Here is an 18,446-nt window from a genome sequence, read left to right on the forward strand (position 1 = left end):
CAGCGGCACGGCGTCCGCGCCCGTGGGTCAGGCGCTCGAGCAGGAGCAGCAGATGTAGCAGAAGCAGTTGCACGAGGCGCCGACCTCGGTCATGCCGTGACCAGCGGTAAGGGACTCCACGGCGAGGTCGTCTCCGGCGAGTTCGAAGACGTCCATGGGCAGGTCATTGAGGTCCATTAGGACTCTCCTTCCCGGGGGTGGATACCCCCATCGACTTTCCACGCAAACGCACAGATGTGCATCGCTGGGGGGTGATCGCCGGGTATGTAACACCCTTGCGACATCGCCGACGCTAGGTGTACATATGGATAAGAGTCAATAATGCGAACTGTCTGACTGAAATCGAAGATTGGTCAGACGGTCAGGGGGAGGACACAAGGGGGACATCCGGCTGCTGGGAGCCGGACATTTCAACTTATTTGAAAGCTACCCTCTATAAGGAGCCAGAGCCGGCGTCGGCTTCTGACATGCCGCTATCTCGATTGCACAAAGGGGGCCAATTAGCGATCGGAACTGTCGGGAATCCGGCAGGCGCACCAGCTCTTACGGGGAGGAGTCACCCAGCCATGAGCACCGTCTCGACCGGCAGCACGGGCGGGAGGACCAGTGACGACCGCGTACGCAGGACGATGGACGTCACAAGGAGCCTGCTCCTGCGGTCCGGCTACAAGCGGACCACGATGGACGAGATCGCCCGCCGAGCGGACATCGGAAAGGGCACAATTTATCTCAGCTGGGACACCAAGGACGATCTGATAAGAACACTCGTCATCCAGGAAATCGCCGGAGTGTGCCAGGACATTTCCCGGATTGCGCTCCTGCGGCCCGCCGTCGCGCGGCTCTCGGAACTGACCCGAGAACTTTTCACGCTGGTCTTCAGATATCCACTTTTCCGAGCGCTCTACACTCACGACAAAGAGATCCTCGGAAAGGCGTGCGACGACCCGCGGTTCGATTTCCAGTGCTACCGCTTCACCACGTTCGCGCCATTCCGTGAGTACCTCGGGATGCTGCACGGCAAAGAATTGTGGAACCCCTGTGACGGCTTCGCGCTCGATGCCGTTCTCTCCGGATTCATCAAGCTCCATCTGCACGCCGAGATCGCGGGGGCGACGTTAGACGCGGGTGCCCGCGCCGACTGCCTGGCCGGCGTGGTCAGGAGCTCGTTCGAACCCGCCGTCCGGCTCCCCGCCGAGGAGCTGAGCGAGGCCGCCCGGCGTACCGTCGAGATCTTCGACGAGGCCGCGGCGAATTACCGGGCGCAACTGATCCGCCGGCCCATGGCCGCCTCCGTCTAAGGAGCCGAAAGTGAACGAGACCCACGTGCGACCCGACGCGACCATGCCGATGCCCGCCGACGCCCGGCCACGAATCAAGGACGGCGGCGGTGCGCTGCTCAAGTGGCTCGGCACTATGCGGGACGAGCAACCCGTCTGGCGCGACGCATTCGGCATCTTCCACGTTTTCCGGCATGCCGATGTACAGCGGGTGATGTCGGACTACGCGACGTTCTCTTCGGACATCAACCGGCTGCGTCCCGGAGGCGACCCGTTCAGCGCGGGCAGCCTGATGCTCACCGACCCTCCGGAGCATCGCAAGCTCCGCAAACTCATCAGCCAGGCGTTCACCCCGAAAATGTCCGCCGACATGGTCCCCCGGATCGCGGAGCTGACGACAGCGCTGCTGGACGACATCGACGAGGACGAGTTCGACCTGGTCGAGAAGATCGCGCACCCGCTGCCCGTGATGGTGATCGCCGAGCTGCTCGGCATCCCGATCCACGACAGGGAGATGTTCCGCACCTGGGCCGACCGGCTGGTCGCCCTGCACGTCGAGGACCCCAGGGACATCGAGATCGGGCGCATGGTCGGCCAGGCCATGCGCGAGATGGGCGAGTACGTCCTCACCCACGTGCACGAGCGCCGCGCCCGGCCGCAGGACGACCTGGTCAGCCGGCTCATCGCGGCCGAGGTGGACGGCGACCGGCTCACCGACGCCGAAATCGTCAACTCCTCGTGCCTGCTGCTGCTCGCCGGCCAGATCACCAGCACCATGGCGCTGGGCAACGCGTTCCTGTGCTTCCGCGACGCGCCCGGCGTCGAGAGCGCCATCAGAGCCGACAGGGAGCTGATCGGGGCGGCGTTCGAAGAGGTGCTCAGGCTGCGTCCGCCGCTCACTCAGGCGGCCCGGCTGTGCACGACCGACGTCGAGGTGGCGGGAACGCCGATCCCGGCCGGGTCCATGGTCATCAACTGGCTGCTGTCGGCGAACTACGACGAGCGCCAGTTCCCCGACCCCTACCGGCTCGACCCGAGCCGCCAGCCCAACCGCCAGTTCGCCTTCGGCCACGGCATCCACTTCTGCCTGGGCGCCCCGCTGGCCAGGGTAGAGGGCAAGGTCGCGCTCGACCTGGTGTTCGACCGGTTCGAGCACATCGAGATCCGGCCGGACGCGACGCTGGAGTACTACGAGGACCCGATGTTCGGCGTGAAGAGCCTTCCGGTACGCGTCAAGCGGGCGGCGCGATGACGGCCGCCGCCCACTCCCCCGCAGAGCCCCCGGCCAGGCAGCCCTCGCCCGCTCCAGCGGATCTTCCCGCCATGCCGCCCTCGCCCGCTCCAGCGAGGCCCCCTGCCGGACCACCCGCCGGACCACCCGCCGGACCGCCCGCAGGACCGGCCGCCGGACCACCCGCCGGACCGCCCGCGCCTGCCCTGGCGGGGCCCCAGGCAGGGCTCCCCGCCGGGCCGCCTTCGTCCGCCGACGGCGGTACCACGCTCTTCGCTTGGTTACGCACGATGCGGGACGAACATCCCGTCTGGCGGGACTCGTACGGGATGTATCACGTGTTCCGCTACGACGACGTCCGTGCCGTCCTGGCGGACCACGAGCGGTTCTCCTCCGACCGCACCAGGCTCATGGGGCAGCAGCCGTTCGGGCAGGGCGGCATCACGATGATCGACCCGCCTGAGCACCGCCACCAGCGCCGGCTGATCACCGCCGCCTTCACGCCCGCCTCCATCGCGGCGCTGGAGCCGCGCATCGCCGCGATCGCCGACGAGCTGCTCGACGCCCTCCCGGACCCGGACTTCGACCTGGTCGAGCACCTGGCCTACCCCCTGCCGGTCATCGTCATCGCCGAGCTGCTCGGCATCCCGCCGGGTGACCGCGACCTGTTCCGCACCTGGTCGGACCGGCTCATGTCGCTGCAGGTGCCCGACTTCACCGACCCCTCGCTCGCCCGGCGGGTGGCCGAGGCCATGGCGGAGATGAACGCCTACCTGCGCGAGCACTGCGCCGAGCGCCGCACCCGCCCCCGGGACGACCTGCTGAGCCGCCTAGTCCACGCCGAGGTGGACGGCGAGCGGCTGGAGGAGGAGCAGGTGGTCAACACCGCGAGCCTGCTCCTCCTGGCCGGGCACGTCACGAGCACCGTGCTGATCGGCAACACCGTGCTCTGCCTGGCCGAGGCCCCCGAGGCCGAGCGCCGGGTCAGGGCCGACACGTCGCTCGTACCCAAGGCGCTGGAGGAGAGCATGCGCCTGCGCTCGCCGTTCATGCAGGCGGGCCGGGTGACCACGCAGGACGTGGAGCTGGCCGGCGAGACGATCCCGGCCAACAGGTTCGTCATGGCCTGGCTGCTGTCGGCCAACCACGACGAGCGCCAGTTCACCGACCCCGAGCTGTTCGACCTGGACCGGCGGCTCACCGGCCAGCTCGCCTTCGGCCACGGCGTGCACTTCTGCCTGGGCGCCCAGCTCGGCCGCCTGGAGGGCCGCATCGCGCTGGAGCGGCTGCTCGGGCGCTTCACCGAGCTGCGACCGGCCAAGCTCGCCTTCTACGAAAGCCAGATCTTCGGCGTCAGGGAGATGCACATGAGAGGTTCCTCATGACCAAGCCCCTGCTCATCTACGCCAACGTCCCGTTCTGCAACTCCAAGTGCCACTTCTGCGACTGGGTGGTCCAGGTCCCCGTACGCGACCTGCGGCTGAACGAGCAGAGCCCGGGGCGGGTGGCGTACCTGGAGGCCATCAGGACCCAGATCCGCGTGCAGGCGCCCGCGCTGAGAGAGCACTATCACCCCGAGATCGTCTACTGGGGCGGCGGTACGGCGAGCATCCTCGGCCCCCAGGAGATCGAGTCCCTGTACGGCACGCTGTCGGCGGAGTTCGACCTCAGTACGGTCAAGGAGGCGACGATCGAGGGCAGCCCGGAGTCCCTCGACCCCGGCAAGCTGCGCCTGCTCCGCGAGCTGGGCTTCAACCGGATCAGCATCGGCGTCCAGTCGTTCGACGACACGCGCCTGCGCCGCCTGGGCCGCGCCCACGCCGCCGCCCAGGCCGTGGCCGCCGTCGAGAACGCCCGCGACGCCGGCTTCACCAACATCAACATCGACCTGATCGTCGGCTTCCCCGGCCAGACCGGAGACGAGGTCGCCGAGTCCGTACGCAGGGCCCTGGCCCTGCCCATCAACCACTTCTCGATCTACCCGTACCGGGCGAGCCCCGGCACGGTGCTGCGCAAGCAGGTCCACAGGGGCGCCAAGCTCGACCTCAACCAGCAGCTCCAGGCGTACGCCATCACCAAGGAGCTGCTGGAGGGCGCGGGCTTCCCCGAGTACGCCATGTCCTACTTCGGCGCGCCCCGCTGCCAGTCGGACGAGGCGTACTACCAGCTCCGCATGGACTGGATCGGCTTCGGCTCGGGTGCCAACTCCCTGATCGGCCGCCGCTACCTCAGCTACCAGAAGGGCAAGCTGGCCCATTACAACGCCAACCCGCTGGCCTTCGACGTCAACGCGCCCGCGGACGCGCCGCAGCTCACGCTGCACTTCCTGTCCCAGGCGCTGACCACGGTGGAGGGCATGGACGCCCGCCTCTACCAGGAGCGCACCGGCGTCCCCCTGCGCACCGCCTGCGAACAGCCGGAGGTCATGGCGTACCTGGAACGCATGAACAGCCACGGCCGGGTCATCGTGGACCGCACCGGCATCCGCATCCACCCCGACGACCTCGCCCGGGTCTTCATCGCGCTCAACTGGATCGACACCCCGGACACCACGGCCGGCGAGGTCATCCACCTGGAGCCGACCCGGGCCTGAGCCCGCCGTCCGCACCGCCCGGCCGCCGCCACAGCGCGGCGCCGGGCCCGGCCCGGCCACACGTCGCGACGCACTCAGCCCAGGCCGGGCATCACCACACGGACCCGACACACGCCGGACATCACGAAGCTGAAACAGCAGCGCGCCCGGGCCCCTCTTTCGGGGGACCCGGGCGCGTCGCTCTTGGCTATGTCAGCCGCTTACCGGTTGTACTGACCGAAGTCGTACTCCTCCAGCGGCACGGCCTCGCCGCTGCCGGTGCCGAAGGTGTAGTCGGCGGCCGAGCCGTCGTAGCCACCGACGGTGTACATCGCGGCCTTGGCCTCCTCGGTCGGCTCGACCCGGATGTTGCGGTACTGCGGCATGCCGGTACCGGCCGGGATGAGCTTACCGATGATGACGTTCTCCTTCAGGCCCAGCAGCGAGTCGGACTTGGCGTGGATCGCCGCGTCCGTCAGCACCCTGGTCGTCTCCTGGAAGGAGGCCGCCGACAGCCAGGACTCGGTGGCCAGCGACGCCTTCGTGATGCCCATGAGCACCGGGCGACCGGCGGCCGGCTGGCCGCCCTCGGCCACGGTCTCGCGGTTGATCTGCTCGAACCGCGGCCGCTCGACGAGCTCGCCGGGCAGCAGGTCGGTGTCACCGGACTCCAGCACGTTCACGCGCTTGAGCATCTGCCGCACGATGATCTCGATGTGCTTGTCGTGGATCGACACACCCTGCGAGCGGTAGACCTGCTGGACCTCCGCCACCAGGTGCAGCTGCACGGCGCGCGGACCGAGGATGCGCAGCACCTCGTTCGGGTTGACCGCACCGGCGACCAGCTGCTGGCCGACCTTGACGTGCTGGCCCTCCTGAACGAGCAGGCGCGAGCGCATCGACACCGGGTAGGCGACCTCCTCCGACCCGTCGTCGGGGATGATCACGACCTTCCTGGTCTTGTCGGTCTCGTCGATCCTGACGCGGCCCTCGGCCTCGGAGATCGGGGCGACACCCTTGGGGATGCGGGCCTCGAAGAGCTCCGTGACACGCGGCAGACCGTGGGTGATGTCGGCACCGGCCACACCACCGGTGTGGAAGGTACGCATCGTCAGCTGCGTACCGGGCTCACCGATGGACTGGGCGGCGATGATGCCGACGGCCTCACCGACGTCCACCAGCTTGCCGGTGGCCAGCGAGCGGCCGTAGCACTTGGCGCAGACACCGATCTTGGCCTCGCAGACGAGCGCGCTGCGGGTGCGGACGGTCTCGACGCCCGCCTCCACCAGCTTCGTCACGTGGCTGTCGTTGATGTCGACACCCGCCGGGACGATGACCTTGCCGTCGACCACGACGTCCTCGGCCAGGATGCGGCCGTGCACGTTGGACTCGGCGTTCTCCGCCTTGACCAGGTTGCCCGCGGCGTCGCGCTCGGCCACGTTGAGCGGGACCGCGCGGTCGGTGCCGCAGTCGACCTCGCGCACGATGACGTCCTGGGCGACGTCGACCAGACGACGGGTCAGGTAACCCGAGTCGGCGGTACGCAGAGCGGTGTCGGCGAGACCCTTCCGCTGACCGTGGGTGGAGATGAAGTACTCCAGCACCGACAGGCCCTCGCGGAACGAGGCCTTGATCGGCCGCGGGATCGTCTCACCCTTGGTGTTGGACACCAGGCCGCGGATACCGGCGATCTGCCGGACCTGCATCTTGTTACCACGGGCGCCGGAGTTGACCATCATCCAGACCGGGTTGGTCGCCGGGAAGGCGTTGACCATGTCGGTCTCGACGTCGGCCGTGGCGTGGGTCCAGATCTCGATGAGCTCCTGGCGGCGCTCCTCGTCGGTGATCAGACCACGCTCGTACTCGCGCTGGACCTTGTCGGCCCGGCGCTCGTAGTTCTCCATGATCTCGGTCTTGTTCGGGGGCGCGACGACGTCCTCGATCGAGATCGTGACACCGGAGCGGGTCGCCCAGCGGAAGCCGGCGTCCTTGAGCGCGTCGAGCGAAGCGGCCACCTCGATCTTGGGGTAGGTCTCCGCCAGCTCGTTCACGATCTGCGACAGCTGCTTCTTGCCGACCTGGAAGTCGACGAAGGGGTAGCTGTCCGGCAGCGTCTGGTTGAACAGGCACCGCCCGAACGTGGTCTCCAGCCGGATCGGGTCGCCCGGCTCCCAGCCCTCGGGGGCCACCCAGTCGCGCGGCGGCAGGACGTCCTTGAGGCGAATCTGGATCTTCGCCTGGATGTCCAGCTCACGACGGTCGAAGGCCATCTGCGCCTCGGCGATCGAGCCGAACACGCGGCCCTCGCCCTTCGCGCCCTCCTTCATGGTGGTCAGCCAGTAGAGGCCGATCACCATGTCCTGGGTGGGCATGGTGACGGGCTTGCCGTCGGCCGGCTTGAGGATGTTGTTGGTCGAGAGCATCAGGATGCGCGCCTCGGCCTGGGCCTCAGCCGACAGCGGCAGGTGCACCGCCATCTGGTCGCCGTCGAAGTCCGCGTTGAACGCGGTGCAGACGAGCGGGTGGATCTGGATGGCCTTACCCTCGACGAGCTGCGGCTCGAACGCCTGGATGCCCAGACGGTGGAGCGTGGGCGCGCGGTTGAGCAGGACCGGGTGCTCGGTGATGACCTCTTCGAGCACGTCCCACACCACGGGGCGGGCACGCTCGACCATCCGCTTGGCCGACTTGATGTTCTGGGCGTGGTTGAGGTCGACCAGCCTCTTCATCACGAACGGCTTGAACAGCTCCAGCGCCATCTGCTTGGGCAGACCGCACTGGTGCAGCTTGAGCTGCGGACCGACGACGATGACCGAACGGCCGGAGTAGTCGACTCGCTTGCCCAGGAGGTTCTGGCGGAAGCGACCCTGCTTACCCTTCAGCATGTCGCTGAGGGACTTCAGCGGCCGGTTGCCGGGACCGGTGACCGGGCGACCGCGGCGGCCGTTGTCGAACAGCGCGTCGACGGCCTCCTGCAGCATCCGCTTCTCGTTGTTCACGATGATCTCGGGCGCGCCGAGGTCGAGCAGACGCTTGAGGCGGTTGTTCCGGTTGATGACCCGGCGGTACAGGTCGTTGAGGTCGGAGGTCGCGAACCGGCCACCGTCGAGCTGCACCATCGGGCGCAGGTCCGGCGGGATGACCGGGATGCAGTCGAGCACCATGCCGCGCGGCGAGTTGGTCGTGTTGAGGAACGCCGACACGACCTTGAGCCGCTTGAGCGCGCGGGCCTTCTTCTGGCCCTTGCCGCTGCGGATGGTCTCGCGCAGGCTCTCGGCCTCGGCCTCGAGGTCGAAGTTGATCAGGCGGTCCTGGATCGCCTGCGCGCCCATGCCGCCCTTGAAGTAGCGGCCGAAGCGGTCGCGCATCTCGCGGTAGAGCAGCTCGTCGCCCTCGAGGTCCTGGACCTTGAGGTTCTTGAAGCGGTTCCAGACCTCCTCGAGCCGGTCCAGCTCGCGCTGGGCGCGGTCGCGGATCTGGCGCATCTCGCGCTCGGCGCCCTCGCGGACCTTGCGCCGCTGGTCGCCCTTGGCGCCGGCGGCCTCGAGCTCGGCCAGGTCGGCCTCGAGCTTCTTCTGCCTGGCCTCGATGTCGGCGTCGCGGCGCTGCTCGATGTGCTGCCGCTCGACGGAGATCTTCGCCTCCAGCGAGGGCAGGTCACGCTCACGCATCTCGGTGTCGACATGCGTGATCATGTACGCCGCGAAGTAGATGACCTTCTCCAGGTCCTTCGGAGCCAGGTCGAGCAGGTAACCGAGGCGCGACGGCACACCCTTGAAGTACCAGATGTGCGTGACCGGGGCGGCCAGCTCGATGTGGCCCATCCGCTCACGACGCACCTTGGCTCGGGTCACCTCGACACCGCAGCGCTCACAGATGATGCCCTTGAACCGGACCCGCTTGTACTTACCGCAGTAGCATTCCCAGTCGCGGGTCGGACCGAAGATCTTCTCGCAGAAGAGCCCGTCCTTCTCCGGCTTGAGGGTGCGGTAGTTGATGGTCTCCGGCTTCTTGACCTCGCCGTGCGACCACTGACGGATATCGTCGGCCGTCGCCAGCCCGATCCGAAGCTCGTCGAAGAAGTTGACGTCCAGCATTTGTGCGATCTCCCCCTCAGACTTCTTCCACGCTGCTCGGCTCACGCCGGGACAGATCGATACCGAGCTCTTCCGCCGCGCGGAAGACGTCCTCGTCGGTGTCGCGCATCTCGATGGACATGCCGTCGCTGGAGAGCACCTCGACATTCAGGCACAGCGACTGCATCTCCTTGATGAGGACCTTGAAGGACTCGGGGATGCCCGGCTCGGGGATGTTCTCGCCCTTGACGATGGCCTCGTAGACCTTGACTCGGCCGAGAACGTCGTCGGACTTGATGGTCAGCAGCTCCTGCAGAGCGTACGCGGCGCCGTAGGCCTCAAGGGCCCACACCTCCATCTCTCCGAACCGCTGGCCGCCGAACTGGGCCTTACCGCCCAGCGGCTGCTGCGTGATCATCGAGTAGGGGCCGGTGGACCGCGCGTGGATCTTGTCGTCCACCAGGTGCAGCAGCTTCAGGATGTAGATGTAGCCCACCGCGATCGGGTAGGGGAACGGCTCGCCGGAACGCCCGTCGAACAGCTGCGCCTTACCCGTCGGCTCGACCATGCGCTGGCCGTCGCGGTTGGGGATGGTGTTCTTGAGCAGGCCGACGATCTCCTCCTCGTGGGCGCCGTCGAACACCGGCGTGGCCACGTTGGTGCGCGGCTCGACCTTCTCGAAGCCCTTCTCGCGCAGGCGCTCGGCCCACGCCTCCTGGACTCCGGAGATGTCCCAGCCTCTGGCGGCGATCCAGCCCAGATGTGTCTCCAGGACCTGACCGACGTTCATTCGGCCGGGAACGCCCAGCGGGTTGAGGATGATGTCGACCGGGGTGCCGTCCTCCAGGAACGGCATGTCCTCGACCGGAAGGATCTTGGAGATGACGCCCTTGTTGCCGTGACGGCCGGCCAGCTTGTCACCGTCGGTGATCTTGCGCTTCTGCGCGACGTAGACGCGCACCAGCTCGTTGACACCGGGCGGCAGCTCGTCGCCCTCCTCGCGGGAGAACACGCGGACTGCGATGACCTTGCCCTGCTCGCCGTGCGGCACCTTCAGGGAGGTGTCGCGCACCTCGCGGGCCTTCTCACCGAAGATCGCGCGCAGCAGCCGCTCCTCCGGGGTCAGCTCGGTCTCACCCTTCGGGGTGACCTTGCCGACCAGGATGTCACCGGGCACGACCTCGGCGCCGATGCGGATGATGCCGCGCTCGTCGAGGTCGGCCAGCACCTCCTCGGAGACGTTGGGGATGTCGCGGGTGATCTCCTCAGGGCCCAGCTTGGTGTCGCGGGCGTCGACCTCGTGCTCCTCGATGTGGATCGAGGAGAGCACGTCGTCCTGCACCAGCCGCTGGGACAGGATGATCGCGTCCTCGTAGTTGTGGCCCTCCCACGGCATGAACGCCACCAGGAGGTTCTTGCCCAGCGCCATCTCGCCCTGGTCGGTGCAGGGACCGTCGGCGATGACCTGGTTGACCTCGACCCGGTCGCCCTCGGAGACGATCGGCTTCTGGTTGAAGCTCGTGCCCTGGTTGGAGCGCTTGAACTTCGCCACGCGGTACGTCGTCCGCGTGCCGTCGTCGTTCATGACCGTGATGTAGTCGGCCGAGACCTCCTCGACCACGCCGGCCTTCTCCGCGCTGATGACGTCGCCCGCGTCGGTCGCGGCACGGTATTCCATGCCGGTGCCGACCAGCGGCGCCTCGCTCTTGAGCAGCGGCACCGACTGGCGCTGCATGTTGGAGCCCATGAGCGCGCGGTTGGCGTCGTCGTGCTCGAGGAACGGGATCATCGCGGTGGCCACCGACACCATCTGGCGCGGCGAGACGTCGATGTAGTCGACCTCCTCGGCGCGGGCCAGCTCGGTCTCACCGCCCTTGGTGCGGACCAGGACGCGGGCCTCGGCGAACGAGCCGTCGGGGTTGAGCGCCGTGTTGGCCTGCGCCTTGACGTAACGGTCCTCCTCGTCGGCGGTGAGGTAGTCGATCTGGTCGGTCACCTTGCCGTCGACGACCTTGCGGTACGGCGTCTCGACGAAACCGAAGGCGTTGATCCGGCCGTAGGAGGCCAGCGAGCCGATGAGACCGATGTTGGGGCCTTCAGGGGTCTCGATCGGGCACATCCGGCCGTAGTGGGACGGGTGCACGTCACGGACCTCGAAGCCCGCCCGCTCACGCGACAGACCACCGGGGCCCAGCGCGGACAGACGCCGCTTGTGCGTCAGACCGGCCAGCGGGTTGGTCTGGTCCATGAACTGCGACAGCTGCGAGGTGCCGAAGAACTCCTTGATCGAGGCCACCACGGGGCGGATGTTGATCAGGGTCTGCGGCGTGATCGCCTCGACGTCCTGGGTGGTCATGCGCTCGCGCACGACCCGCTCCATGCGGGCGAGACCCAGGCGGACCTGGTTCTGGATCAGCTCGCCGACGCTGCGCAGGCGGCGGTTGCCGAAGTGGTCGATGTCGTCGATCTCGACCAGAACGTCGCCGTTGGCGCCCGGCATCGACTCCTCGCCGGCGTGCAGGCGCACGATGTACTCGATCGTGGCGACGATGTCGTCCTCGGTCAGCGTGCCCTGGGTGATGTCGGCGTCGACGCCCAGCTTCTTGTTGATCTTGTAGCGGCCGACCTTGGCCAGGTCGTAGCGCTTCGGGTTGAAGTACAGGTTTTCGAGCAGGGTCTGCGCCGACTCCTTGGTCGGCGGCTCACCCGGCCGCAGCTTGCGGTAGATGTCGAGCAGCGCGTCGTCCTGACCGGCCGTGTGGTCCTTCTCCAGGGTGGCCCGCATCGACTCGTACTGGCCGAAGCGCTCGAGGATCTGCTCGTTGGTCCATCCCAGAGCCTTGAGAAGCACGGTGACGGCCTGCTTGCGCTTGCGGTCGATGCGCACACCGACGCTGTCGCGCTTGTCGATCTCGAACTCCAGCCACGCACCCCGCGACGGGATGACCTTGCAGCCGTAGAGGTCCTTGTCGGACGTCTTGTCGACGGTCCGCTCGAAGTAGACACCGGGCGAACGGACGAGCTGGGACACCACGACACGCTCGGTGCCGTTGATGATGAAGGTGCCCTTGGGCGTCATGAGCGGGAAGTCGCCCATGAACACCGTCTGGCTCTTGATCTCACCGGTGGTGTTATTGATGAACTCCGCCGTGACGAACATCGGGGCGGAGAAGGTCATGTCCTTCTCTTTGCACTCATCTACGGAGTACTTCGGCGGCTCGAACCGGTGGTCACGGAACGACAAGGACATGGTCCCCGAGAAGTCCTCGATAGGACTGATCTCTTCGAAGATCTCTTCGAGACCCGACTGGGTCGGGACGTCCTTGCGCCCGGCCTGACGAGCCGCCTCTACCCGGGCTTTCCACTTCTCGTTGCCGAGCAGCCAGTCGAAGGACTCGGTCTGCAGAGCAAGGAGGTCAGGAACCTCGAGGGGCTCCTGGATGCGCGCGAAAGAGACGCGACGGGGACCGGCGGGTACGGCGGAGGCGTTGCGCGAGGCTGCCAACAGATGTCCTTCCGAGGGCTCGCGGCGGACTGACTACACGCACGCCAGACAACCTCGCAACGTGAGCAAGCATCGCGGGTCGTCAAAGGGCAGCGCAAAGGGGCAGTGTAGCCGAACGGCACACGCCTGTCCACTTCGCCCTCGCTGCATGCTCCACGTTGGTCGCAGCATCGCCCGTTCAGGCGGAAACGTCAAGCCCGCGAACCCGACTTTCAGCCGACTCAGGGCCCGGACGCTGGGTTTTCTCCCCTGCGTGACTGATCGCCTACCGCCAGGCCCAAGACGATACCCGCGAACGGGGGCGGCTAACGCTCCGTCACACCGGGGGGCGAACCCATGCCGACAACCGGTGTTGCTGTGACTGAGGTACCCCCGCCAAAGGCTGCGCTAAACCTGAATTTTGGTAACAATTGAAGATAGCGGCGCGCCGGTGATCTCCACGACCTCAGGCGGTGCCCAGCAGCGTGGACAGGCCCGCCACCAGCCAGCGCGAATCTTGCCGGACCATGACGAACCTCGCCCGGTTCTGGGTGAACTCTTGCTGGAGCCCTTCTTTGCCGGGGATCTCCTTGACCGTACCAGTGTTCACGAACAGCAGAACCTCTACCCTGCCGGGTTCGGCGCGCTCGACACCGGCCGCCGCCACGGAGACGTTCTGGACGATCTTCTGCTCTTTCGCCCGGGAGACGAGGGTCTTGGCCAGTTCCTTGTAGTGCTCGGTCAGCTCGCCCGTGGTGAACGTGCCGGCGCGCGCCAGGTCCTCCTCGACCGTGCGGTAGTCGTACGAGAGCAGGTCGGGCGCGAGCTTCTTGGCCGCGGCCACGGCCGCGACGGCGGAGGCCTCGGCGTCGCGCAGGTCGCGCAGGTTGAACCACATCGTCGGCACGAGCACCGCGCCCACGGCCACGAGCAGGCTGAGCAGCACGATCGCGAAGATCCTCACGGCACCTGCACCACCTTCGACACCAGCCACCGCCCGCCGGTCTTCGTCAGGTCCATCTGCCAGCGGTAATAGCGCTCCTGAGGCTTGCTGCGCGAGCCCTCCCAGCGGATCTCCACGTCGGCGACCACCAGCACCCGCGCCGTCGTCGCGGTCATCGAGACCAGGCCGGTCGCGCGCAGCACGCCCTGCTGGACGACCTTGTTCTCGACCGTGGTGGTCTTGAGCTTGGCGGCGTTGGTCTCGTACTCCTCGTGCGCCTCGCCCGTGGAGGTGTCGAGTATGCGGCGCAGGTCGGCGTCCACGCTCTTGTGATCGAGCGACATGAGGTTCTTGGCGTGCTCGCCCGCCGCGATGAGCACCGCCCGCCTGTCGCCCGCCCTGCCCTGCTCGTCGCGCGCCTGGGCCGCGATCCACACGCCCGTGCCGACCAGGACCGCCAGCACCCCGCTGAGCGCCGCGATGAGGATCCGGGCGGGCCGAGCACCGAGTCCTGCCACCTGCTCACTCCCCTCCCGGCCGGCCGCTGCCGGATCATAACGCGACACCCGCCGCCGAATCCCTCCAAACGACAGAGGCGGTTGGTGACCGCGGAGACCCCGCTCTCGGAGATGAAGAAGAGCCCGCTCTCGGGGATGAAACGGTCAGGGCATGCCTATTCCCCGCAAATGCCACCAGGAGGCCCTGAGAGGGCTCCAGGAGGCTCTCAGAGCCCTCGGGCGGCTTGTGGGGTGACCTGCGGGGCTTTGCGATGGCCTGAGGGCTCCTCGCTGGCCTGGGGCGCCAGGAGCGCCAGGAGGCGCGGCCGGAGGCCAGGCGATCCCGTGAGCCCCGGCCAGGCGATGCCGCGCCGTGAGGGCCACGGCCGGGCCGATCACGCGAAGCCGCGCCGTCGAGGCCACGGCCGGGCCGATCAGGCGACGCCGTGCAGGTGGGACGAACGGCCGCATCGTCCACACCAGGGACTACATGGACGCCACCGCCATCGCCCAGGTACGCGCAGCCGCGGCCTGATCCGCCCGCGCCACCGCACCGAAAACGACAGGGGCCTGACCCGGCGCACACCGGTACGCGGAAAACCGCCCCGGCCTGGCCGACCACACCTGAAGCACCTCGGAAACGCGAAAAGAGGCGGCACACCCGGCACCAGGGTGTGTCCGCCTCTTCTCGTTGAGCTGTGCGTGAAGCGAAGGGGAAGTTACTTCACGGTCACGGTGGCGCCGGCGCCCTCGAGGGCAGCCTTGGCCTTCTCCGCCTGCTCCTTGTTGACCTTGCCGTCGAAGACCGGCTTCGGAGCGCCGTCGACCAGGTCCTTGGCCTCCTTGAGGCCCAGGGACGTCAGGGCGCGGATCTCCTTGATGACCTGGATCTTCTTGTCGCCGGCGGCCTCGAGGATGACCTCGAACTCGTCCTGCTCCTCGGCGGCGGCGGCCTCACCGCCGGCGGCGCCGGCAGCCGGAGCGGCAGCGGCGACCGCGACCGGGGCGGCGGCCTTGACGTCGAAGGTCTCCTCGAAGACCTTCACGAACTCGGACAGCTCGAGGAGGGTCATCTCCTTGAAAGCGTCGAGCAGCTCGTCGGTGCTGAGCTTCGCCATGATGGTTTCCTTACGCTAGGAACTGCTTGAAAACTGGTAACGGGACCGCGGTGTACTGCGGCAACCCCCGTGCTACTCGCCCGCCTCTTCGCGCTTGGCGCGCAGGGCCTCGGCCAGCTGAGCCATCTGCGTGGGCAGAGCGGCGAACATCGCGGCAGCGGCGCTCTGCTTGGCCTTCAAGGCACCGGCAAGCTTCGCGAGGAGAACCTCGCGGGATTCGAGATCGGCAAGCTTGGTGATCTCGTTGGCGTCGAGCGTCTTGCCCTCGAGAACGCCACCCTTGATCACCAGGAGGGGATTGGCCTTGGCGAAGTCACGCAGACCCTTGGCCGCCTCGACAACGTCGCCGTTGACGAAAGCGATCGCGGTCGGACCGGTGAGCAGGCTGTCGAGGCCCGACACGCCGGCCTCGTTGGCCGCAATCTTGGTCAGGGTGTTCTTCGCCACGGCGAACTTCGCATTCTCACCGAGAGTGGTGCGCAGTTCCTTGAGCTGCGCGACGGTGAGACCGCGGTACTCGGTCAGAACGGCGGCGGCGCTGCCCTCGAACTCGCGCTTGAGCTCGGCAACCGCTGTCGCCTTATCCGCCCTCGCCATGGGCCTCCTTCCAGATGTGCCACCGGCGAAGGCCCCCGACATGAGAACAGCCCCGGCGCAGGGCGCACGGGGCTCACGCACACGGATCGACCATGTGGGAAACTCGCATCACACACCTGCGCGGGCCGTCCACATGACGTGGATCCTTCGGTCGCCAGATTTAGGCACCTGACGACGACCGGCGGTCTTCGGCACCGACCAGAGTACGTGCTGGCCGCCGAGTTTCCAAATCGCTCTCAGTTGGTGGTGTCCTTCGGCAGCTCGCCGATCTGGTCGGCGGGCGGCGCCTGGATGCTCACGGGCTCGTTGAAGCCCTTGAAGAACAGGGTCGCATCGAGGCTCGCGCCGTCCTTGGCGCCGTTCATGGCGAGCTTGCGGGGCAGGCCGTCGGCCGCCACCCAGATGTCGAACTTGACGTCCTTCAGCTCGGCCAGGTGGTCGCGGGCCTGCTCCTGCTCGTCGGCGGGAAGCTGCTGGACGGCGGCGTCCACCGGGAACGTGCCGGTGTAGTGGGTGGTGTCCTCGCCGTTGACGGTCTCGTTGCCGGCGGCCTTGACGTCCTGCGAGGCCGTGACGAGCTGGGTCATGTTGCCGAGGTCGAACTGCTGGATACGGGAGAGCAGCTCGTTGACCTCGCCGGAGCCGCCGTCCGCCTCCTTGAGCGGGACCTTGATCCACGGCTTGGTGGCGCCCACGAGCTCCTTGAGCGCCTCGACCTTCACATAGACGGTGTCGCCCTGCAGCACGGCGCGGACACCGCCGGGCACGCTGCGCTGCCCGAAGTTCACGGTGTCGAGGGTGACGTCGGCGGCGAGCTGCGGCTTGCTCTGGTAGAGCATGCGGCCCTGGACCGTGCCGCTGCCCTCCTGGGGGTGCGTCAGGTTCACCACGGCGTCGACCGTGTAGCTCGTGACCTCCGCGGTCTTCTGCGCGGCCAGGGTGAGCACCTCGGACGCGGCCAGGTTGACCTGGATGGGCTGGGCGTTCGATCCACAACCGGCGACCGCGGCCATCACCAGTGCGGCCCCGGCCGCGGTCATACTCATCGTGCGCTTCAGCATGTTCTTGACCCTACGTTTAACTTTCCCGATATGGCGGCTTCCCCCGGCAAATAGGGGAAAACCCAGGGTTATCCCTCACATCCTCTGCACACTTTCCGCACAATCCTCCGAAGAGGCAGCTCAGCGCCCTTGTCCTCGGGTACGCCGGACTCAGGGCCTCTCTTCACCTACGGCATATGCCCCGCGACCGCCTGCGAGAACCTGTACGGAAACGCAAGCGCCCCCGCCCGAGAGGCTCGGACGGGGGCGCAGGGAAAAGCGGAGGCTCAGCTCTCCAGCTCGGCCGTGATGCCGCGCGTGATGTTGGGGTCGACGGGAACGCCCGGCCCCATCGTGGTGGAGAAGGTGACCTTCTTCAGGTAACGGCCCTTGGCCGCCGACGGCTTGAGACGCAGCACCTCATCGAGGGCGGCGGCGTAGTTCTCCACGAGCTGGCGCTCGCCGAACGACGTCTTGCCGATGATGAAGTGCAGGTTGGCCTGCCGGTCGGTGCGGAACTCGATCTTGCCGCCCTTGATGTCGGACACAGCCTTGGCGACGTCGGGCGTCACGGTGCCGGTCTTGGGGTTGGGCATGAGACCACGCGGGCCGAGCACGCGACCGAGGCGGCCGACCTTGCCCATGAGGTCAGGCGTGGCCACGACGGCGTCGAACTCGTTGAGGCGGTTGCCCTTGGAGATCTCGTCGATCAGCTCGTCGGCGCCGACGATGTCGGCGCCGGCCTCGCGGGCCGCCTCGGCACGGTCACCGGTCGCGAAGACCAGGACCCGGGCGGTCTTACCGGTGCCGTGCGGGAGGTTGACCGTGCCGCGCACGATCTGGTCGGCCTTACGAGGGTCGACACCCAGCCGGAGCGCGACCTCGACGGTGGCGTCGAACTTCGTGGTCGACGTCTCCTTGGCGAGCTTCGCGGCCTCGGCGGGCGTGTAGAGCTTGTCGCGGTCGATTTTGGCGGCCGCGTCCTTGTGCGCCTTGCTGCGCTTCATTTCTTACTCCTAGTGGTGCGCGGGCCGTGTCTCAACGGCCCTCCCACGATGTCTGGGGAAGGTCTTACTCGGCGATCGTGATGCCCATCGACCGGGCGGTGCCGGCGATGATCTTCTCGGCCGCCTCGATGTCGTTGGCGTTGAGGTCGGGCATCTTGGTCTCGGCGATGCTGCGCAGCTGCTCGCGGGTGAGCTTGCCCACCTTGTCGCGGTGCGGCACGGAGCTGCCCTTGTCGATGCCCAGGGCCTTCTTGATCAGCTCGGGGGCCGGCGGCGTCTTCGTGATGAAGGTGAAGCTGCGGTCCTCGAAGATCGTGATCTCAACGGGGATGATGTTGCCCCGCTGGGACTCCGTCGCGGCGTTGTACTGCTTGACGAAGTCCATGATGTTGACGCCGTGAGGACCGAGGGCGGTACCCACCGGCGGCGCCGGGGTGGCCTGGCCAGCGGGGAGCTGGACCTTCACCAGTGCGGCGATTTTCTTCTTCGGAGGCATGTGTCCTTCTCCGGGTCCTGATTGCGATGCCGTCAGAGTCGCGGTTGCGCCCCTGACATGTCGGCGGCCGCCCTTCGCGAGAGGCGGCCGGCCGAACGTCTAAGTGTA

Annotated in this window: 15 protein-coding genes; 5 read left to right on the forward strand and 10 right to left on the reverse strand. The window is 67.4% G+C overall.

The window, feature by feature from the left end:
- Nucleotides 1-27: 27 nt before the first annotated feature.
- On the reverse strand, nucleotides 28-177 hold the full coding sequence (locus AB0K67_RS34970) for a thiomuracin/GE37468 family thiazolyl RiPP peptide (RefSeq protein WP_364068681.1): 150 nt from the start codon (nucleotides 175-177) through the stop codon (nucleotides 28-30).
- Between the two features lie 389 nt (nucleotides 178-566).
- On the opposite strand from AB0K67_RS34970, the gene AB0K67_RS34975 reads away from it, so the two are divergent.
- The 4 genes from AB0K67_RS34975 (at nucleotide 567) to AB0K67_RS34990 (ending at nucleotide 5,101) form a co-directional block, all read left to right on the forward strand.
- A complete protein-coding gene (locus tag AB0K67_RS34975; protein WP_364068683.1) occupies nucleotides 567-1,298 on the forward strand; it encodes a helix-turn-helix domain-containing protein in 732 nt (243 codons plus the stop codon).
- A gap of 10 nt (nucleotides 1,299-1,308) precedes the next feature.
- Nucleotides 1,309-2,529, forward strand: coding sequence for a cytochrome P450 (locus AB0K67_RS34980; RefSeq protein ID WP_364068685.1), 1,221 nt, complete (start codon nucleotides 1,309-1,311; stop codon nucleotides 2,527-2,529).
- 269 nt (nucleotides 2,530-2,798) lie between these two features.
- Complete coding sequence (locus AB0K67_RS34985) at nucleotides 2,799-3,893, forward strand: cytochrome P450 (protein WP_364068687.1); 1,095 nt, start codon at nucleotides 2,799-2,801, stop codon at nucleotides 3,891-3,893.
- Complete coding sequence (locus AB0K67_RS34990; protein WP_364068689.1) at nucleotides 3,890-5,101, forward strand: coproporphyrinogen-III oxidase family protein; 1,212 nt, start codon at nucleotides 3,890-3,892, stop codon at nucleotides 5,099-5,101. The genes AB0K67_RS34985 and AB0K67_RS34990 overlap by 4 nt, the downstream gene beginning before the upstream one ends.
- A gap of 200 nt (nucleotides 5,102-5,301) precedes the next feature.
- On the opposite strand, the gene AB0K67_RS34995 is transcribed toward AB0K67_RS34990, so the two are convergent.
- The 4 genes from AB0K67_RS34995 to AB0K67_RS35010 all read right to left on the reverse strand — a co-directional run bounded on the left by AB0K67_RS34995 (nucleotide 5,302) and on the right by AB0K67_RS35010 (nucleotide 14,101).
- Nucleotides 5,302-9,177 (reverse strand): DNA-directed RNA polymerase subunit beta', encoded by a 3,876-nt coding sequence (locus AB0K67_RS34995; protein WP_364068691.1) that lies wholly within the window; start codon nucleotides 9,175-9,177, stop codon nucleotides 5,302-5,304.
- A gap of 16 nt (nucleotides 9,178-9,193) precedes the next feature.
- Nucleotides 9,194-12,661 (reverse strand): DNA-directed RNA polymerase subunit beta, encoded by a 3,468-nt coding sequence (rpoB, locus tag AB0K67_RS35000; protein WP_364068693.1) that lies wholly within the window; start codon nucleotides 12,659-12,661, stop codon nucleotides 9,194-9,196.
- Between the two features lie 445 nt (nucleotides 12,662-13,106).
- Nucleotides 13,107-13,604 carry a hypothetical protein gene (locus tag AB0K67_RS35005; protein ID WP_364068695.1) on the reverse strand — a complete coding sequence of 166 codons (498 nt, stop codon included), beginning with the start codon at nucleotides 13,602-13,604 and terminating at the stop codon, nucleotides 13,107-13,109.
- Nucleotides 13,601-14,101 (reverse strand): hypothetical protein, encoded by a 501-nt coding sequence (locus tag AB0K67_RS35010; protein ID WP_364068697.1) that lies wholly within the window; start codon nucleotides 14,099-14,101, stop codon nucleotides 13,601-13,603. The genes AB0K67_RS35005 and AB0K67_RS35010 overlap by 4 nt, the downstream gene beginning before the upstream one ends.
- Before the next feature lie 352 nt (nucleotides 14,102-14,453).
- Between AB0K67_RS35010 and AB0K67_RS35015 the strand changes: the two genes are divergently transcribed.
- Nucleotides 14,454-14,615 carry a hypothetical protein gene (locus AB0K67_RS35015; RefSeq protein WP_364068699.1) on the forward strand — a complete coding sequence of 54 codons (162 nt, stop codon included), beginning with the start codon at nucleotides 14,454-14,456 and terminating at the stop codon, nucleotides 14,613-14,615.
- 184 nt (nucleotides 14,616-14,799) lie between these two features.
- Here the strand turns inward: AB0K67_RS35015 and rplL are convergent, their stop codons facing one another.
- The 5 genes from rplL to rplK all read right to left on the reverse strand — a co-directional run bounded on the left by rplL (nucleotide 14,800) and on the right by rplK (nucleotide 18,338).
- Nucleotides 14,800-15,198, reverse strand: coding sequence for a 50S ribosomal protein L7/L12 (rplL, locus tag AB0K67_RS35020; RefSeq protein ID WP_364068701.1), 399 nt, complete (start codon nucleotides 15,196-15,198; stop codon nucleotides 14,800-14,802).
- A 72-nt stretch (nucleotides 15,199-15,270) separates the two neighbouring features.
- Nucleotides 15,271-15,795, reverse strand: coding sequence for a 50S ribosomal protein L10 (rplJ, locus tag AB0K67_RS35025; RefSeq protein ID WP_364068703.1), 525 nt, complete (start codon nucleotides 15,793-15,795; stop codon nucleotides 15,271-15,273).
- A 236-nt stretch (nucleotides 15,796-16,031) separates the two neighbouring features.
- Entirely contained in the window at nucleotides 16,032-16,856 is an 825-nt protein-coding gene (locus AB0K67_RS35030; protein ID WP_364068705.1) for an LppX_LprAFG lipoprotein, read from the reverse strand.
- Nucleotides 16,857-17,122: 266 nt separating this feature from the next.
- On the reverse strand, nucleotides 17,123-17,842 hold the full coding sequence (gene rplA / locus AB0K67_RS35035) for a 50S ribosomal protein L1 (protein WP_364068707.1): 720 nt from the start codon (nucleotides 17,840-17,842) through the stop codon (nucleotides 17,123-17,125).
- A gap of 64 nt (nucleotides 17,843-17,906) precedes the next feature.
- Nucleotides 17,907-18,338, reverse strand: a complete 432-nt coding sequence (gene rplK / locus AB0K67_RS35040; protein ID WP_364068709.1) for a 50S ribosomal protein L11 — start codon at nucleotides 18,336-18,338, stop codon at nucleotides 17,907-17,909.
- Nucleotides 18,339-18,446 lie beyond the last annotated feature (108 nt).

The sequence above is a fragment of the Nonomuraea sp. NPDC052634 genome, assembly GCF_040678535.1.
GTDB lineage: Bacteria > Actinomycetota > Actinomycetes > Streptosporangiales > Streptosporangiaceae > Nonomuraea > Nonomuraea fastidiosa.

What these genes read in the sequence shown, in the direction of transcription:
- AB0K67_RS34990 (WP_364068689.1), top strand. Translation starts at nt 3,890, where the DNA reads ATGACCAAGCCCCTGCTCATCTACGCCAACGTCCCGTTCTGCAACTCC.
- AB0K67_RS34975 (WP_364068683.1), top strand. Translation starts at nt 567, where the DNA reads ATGAGCACCGTCTCGACCGGCAGCACGGGCGGGAGGACCAGTGACGAC.
- AB0K67_RS34985 (WP_364068687.1), top strand. Translation starts at nt 2,799, where the DNA reads ATGCGGGACGAACATCCCGTCTGGCGGGACTCGTACGGGATGTATCAC.
- rplA (WP_364068707.1), bottom strand. Translation starts at nt 17,842, where the DNA reads ATGAAGCGCAGCAAGGCGCACAAGGACGCGGCCGCCAAAATCGACCGC.
- rplJ (WP_364068703.1), bottom strand. Translation starts at nt 15,795, where the DNA reads ATGGCGAGGGCGGATAAGGCGACAGCGGTTGCCGAGCTCAAGCGCGAG.
- rplK (WP_364068709.1), bottom strand. Translation starts at nt 18,338, where the DNA reads ATGCCTCCGAAGAAGAAAATCGCCGCACTGGTGAAGGTCCAGCTCCCC.
- AB0K67_RS34970 (WP_364068681.1), bottom strand. Translation starts at nt 177, where the DNA reads ATGGACCTCAATGACCTGCCCATGGACGTCTTCGAACTCGCCGGAGAC.
- rplL (WP_364068701.1), bottom strand. Translation starts at nt 15,198, where the DNA reads ATGGCGAAGCTCAGCACCGACGAGCTGCTCGACGCTTTCAAGGAGATG.
- AB0K67_RS34995 (WP_364068691.1), bottom strand. Translation starts at nt 9,177, where the DNA reads ATGCTGGACGTCAACTTCTTCGACGAGCTTCGGATCGGGCTGGCGACG.
- AB0K67_RS35030 (WP_364068705.1), bottom strand. Translation starts at nt 16,856, where the DNA reads ATGCTGAAGCGCACGATGAGTATGACCGCGGCCGGGGCCGCACTGGTG.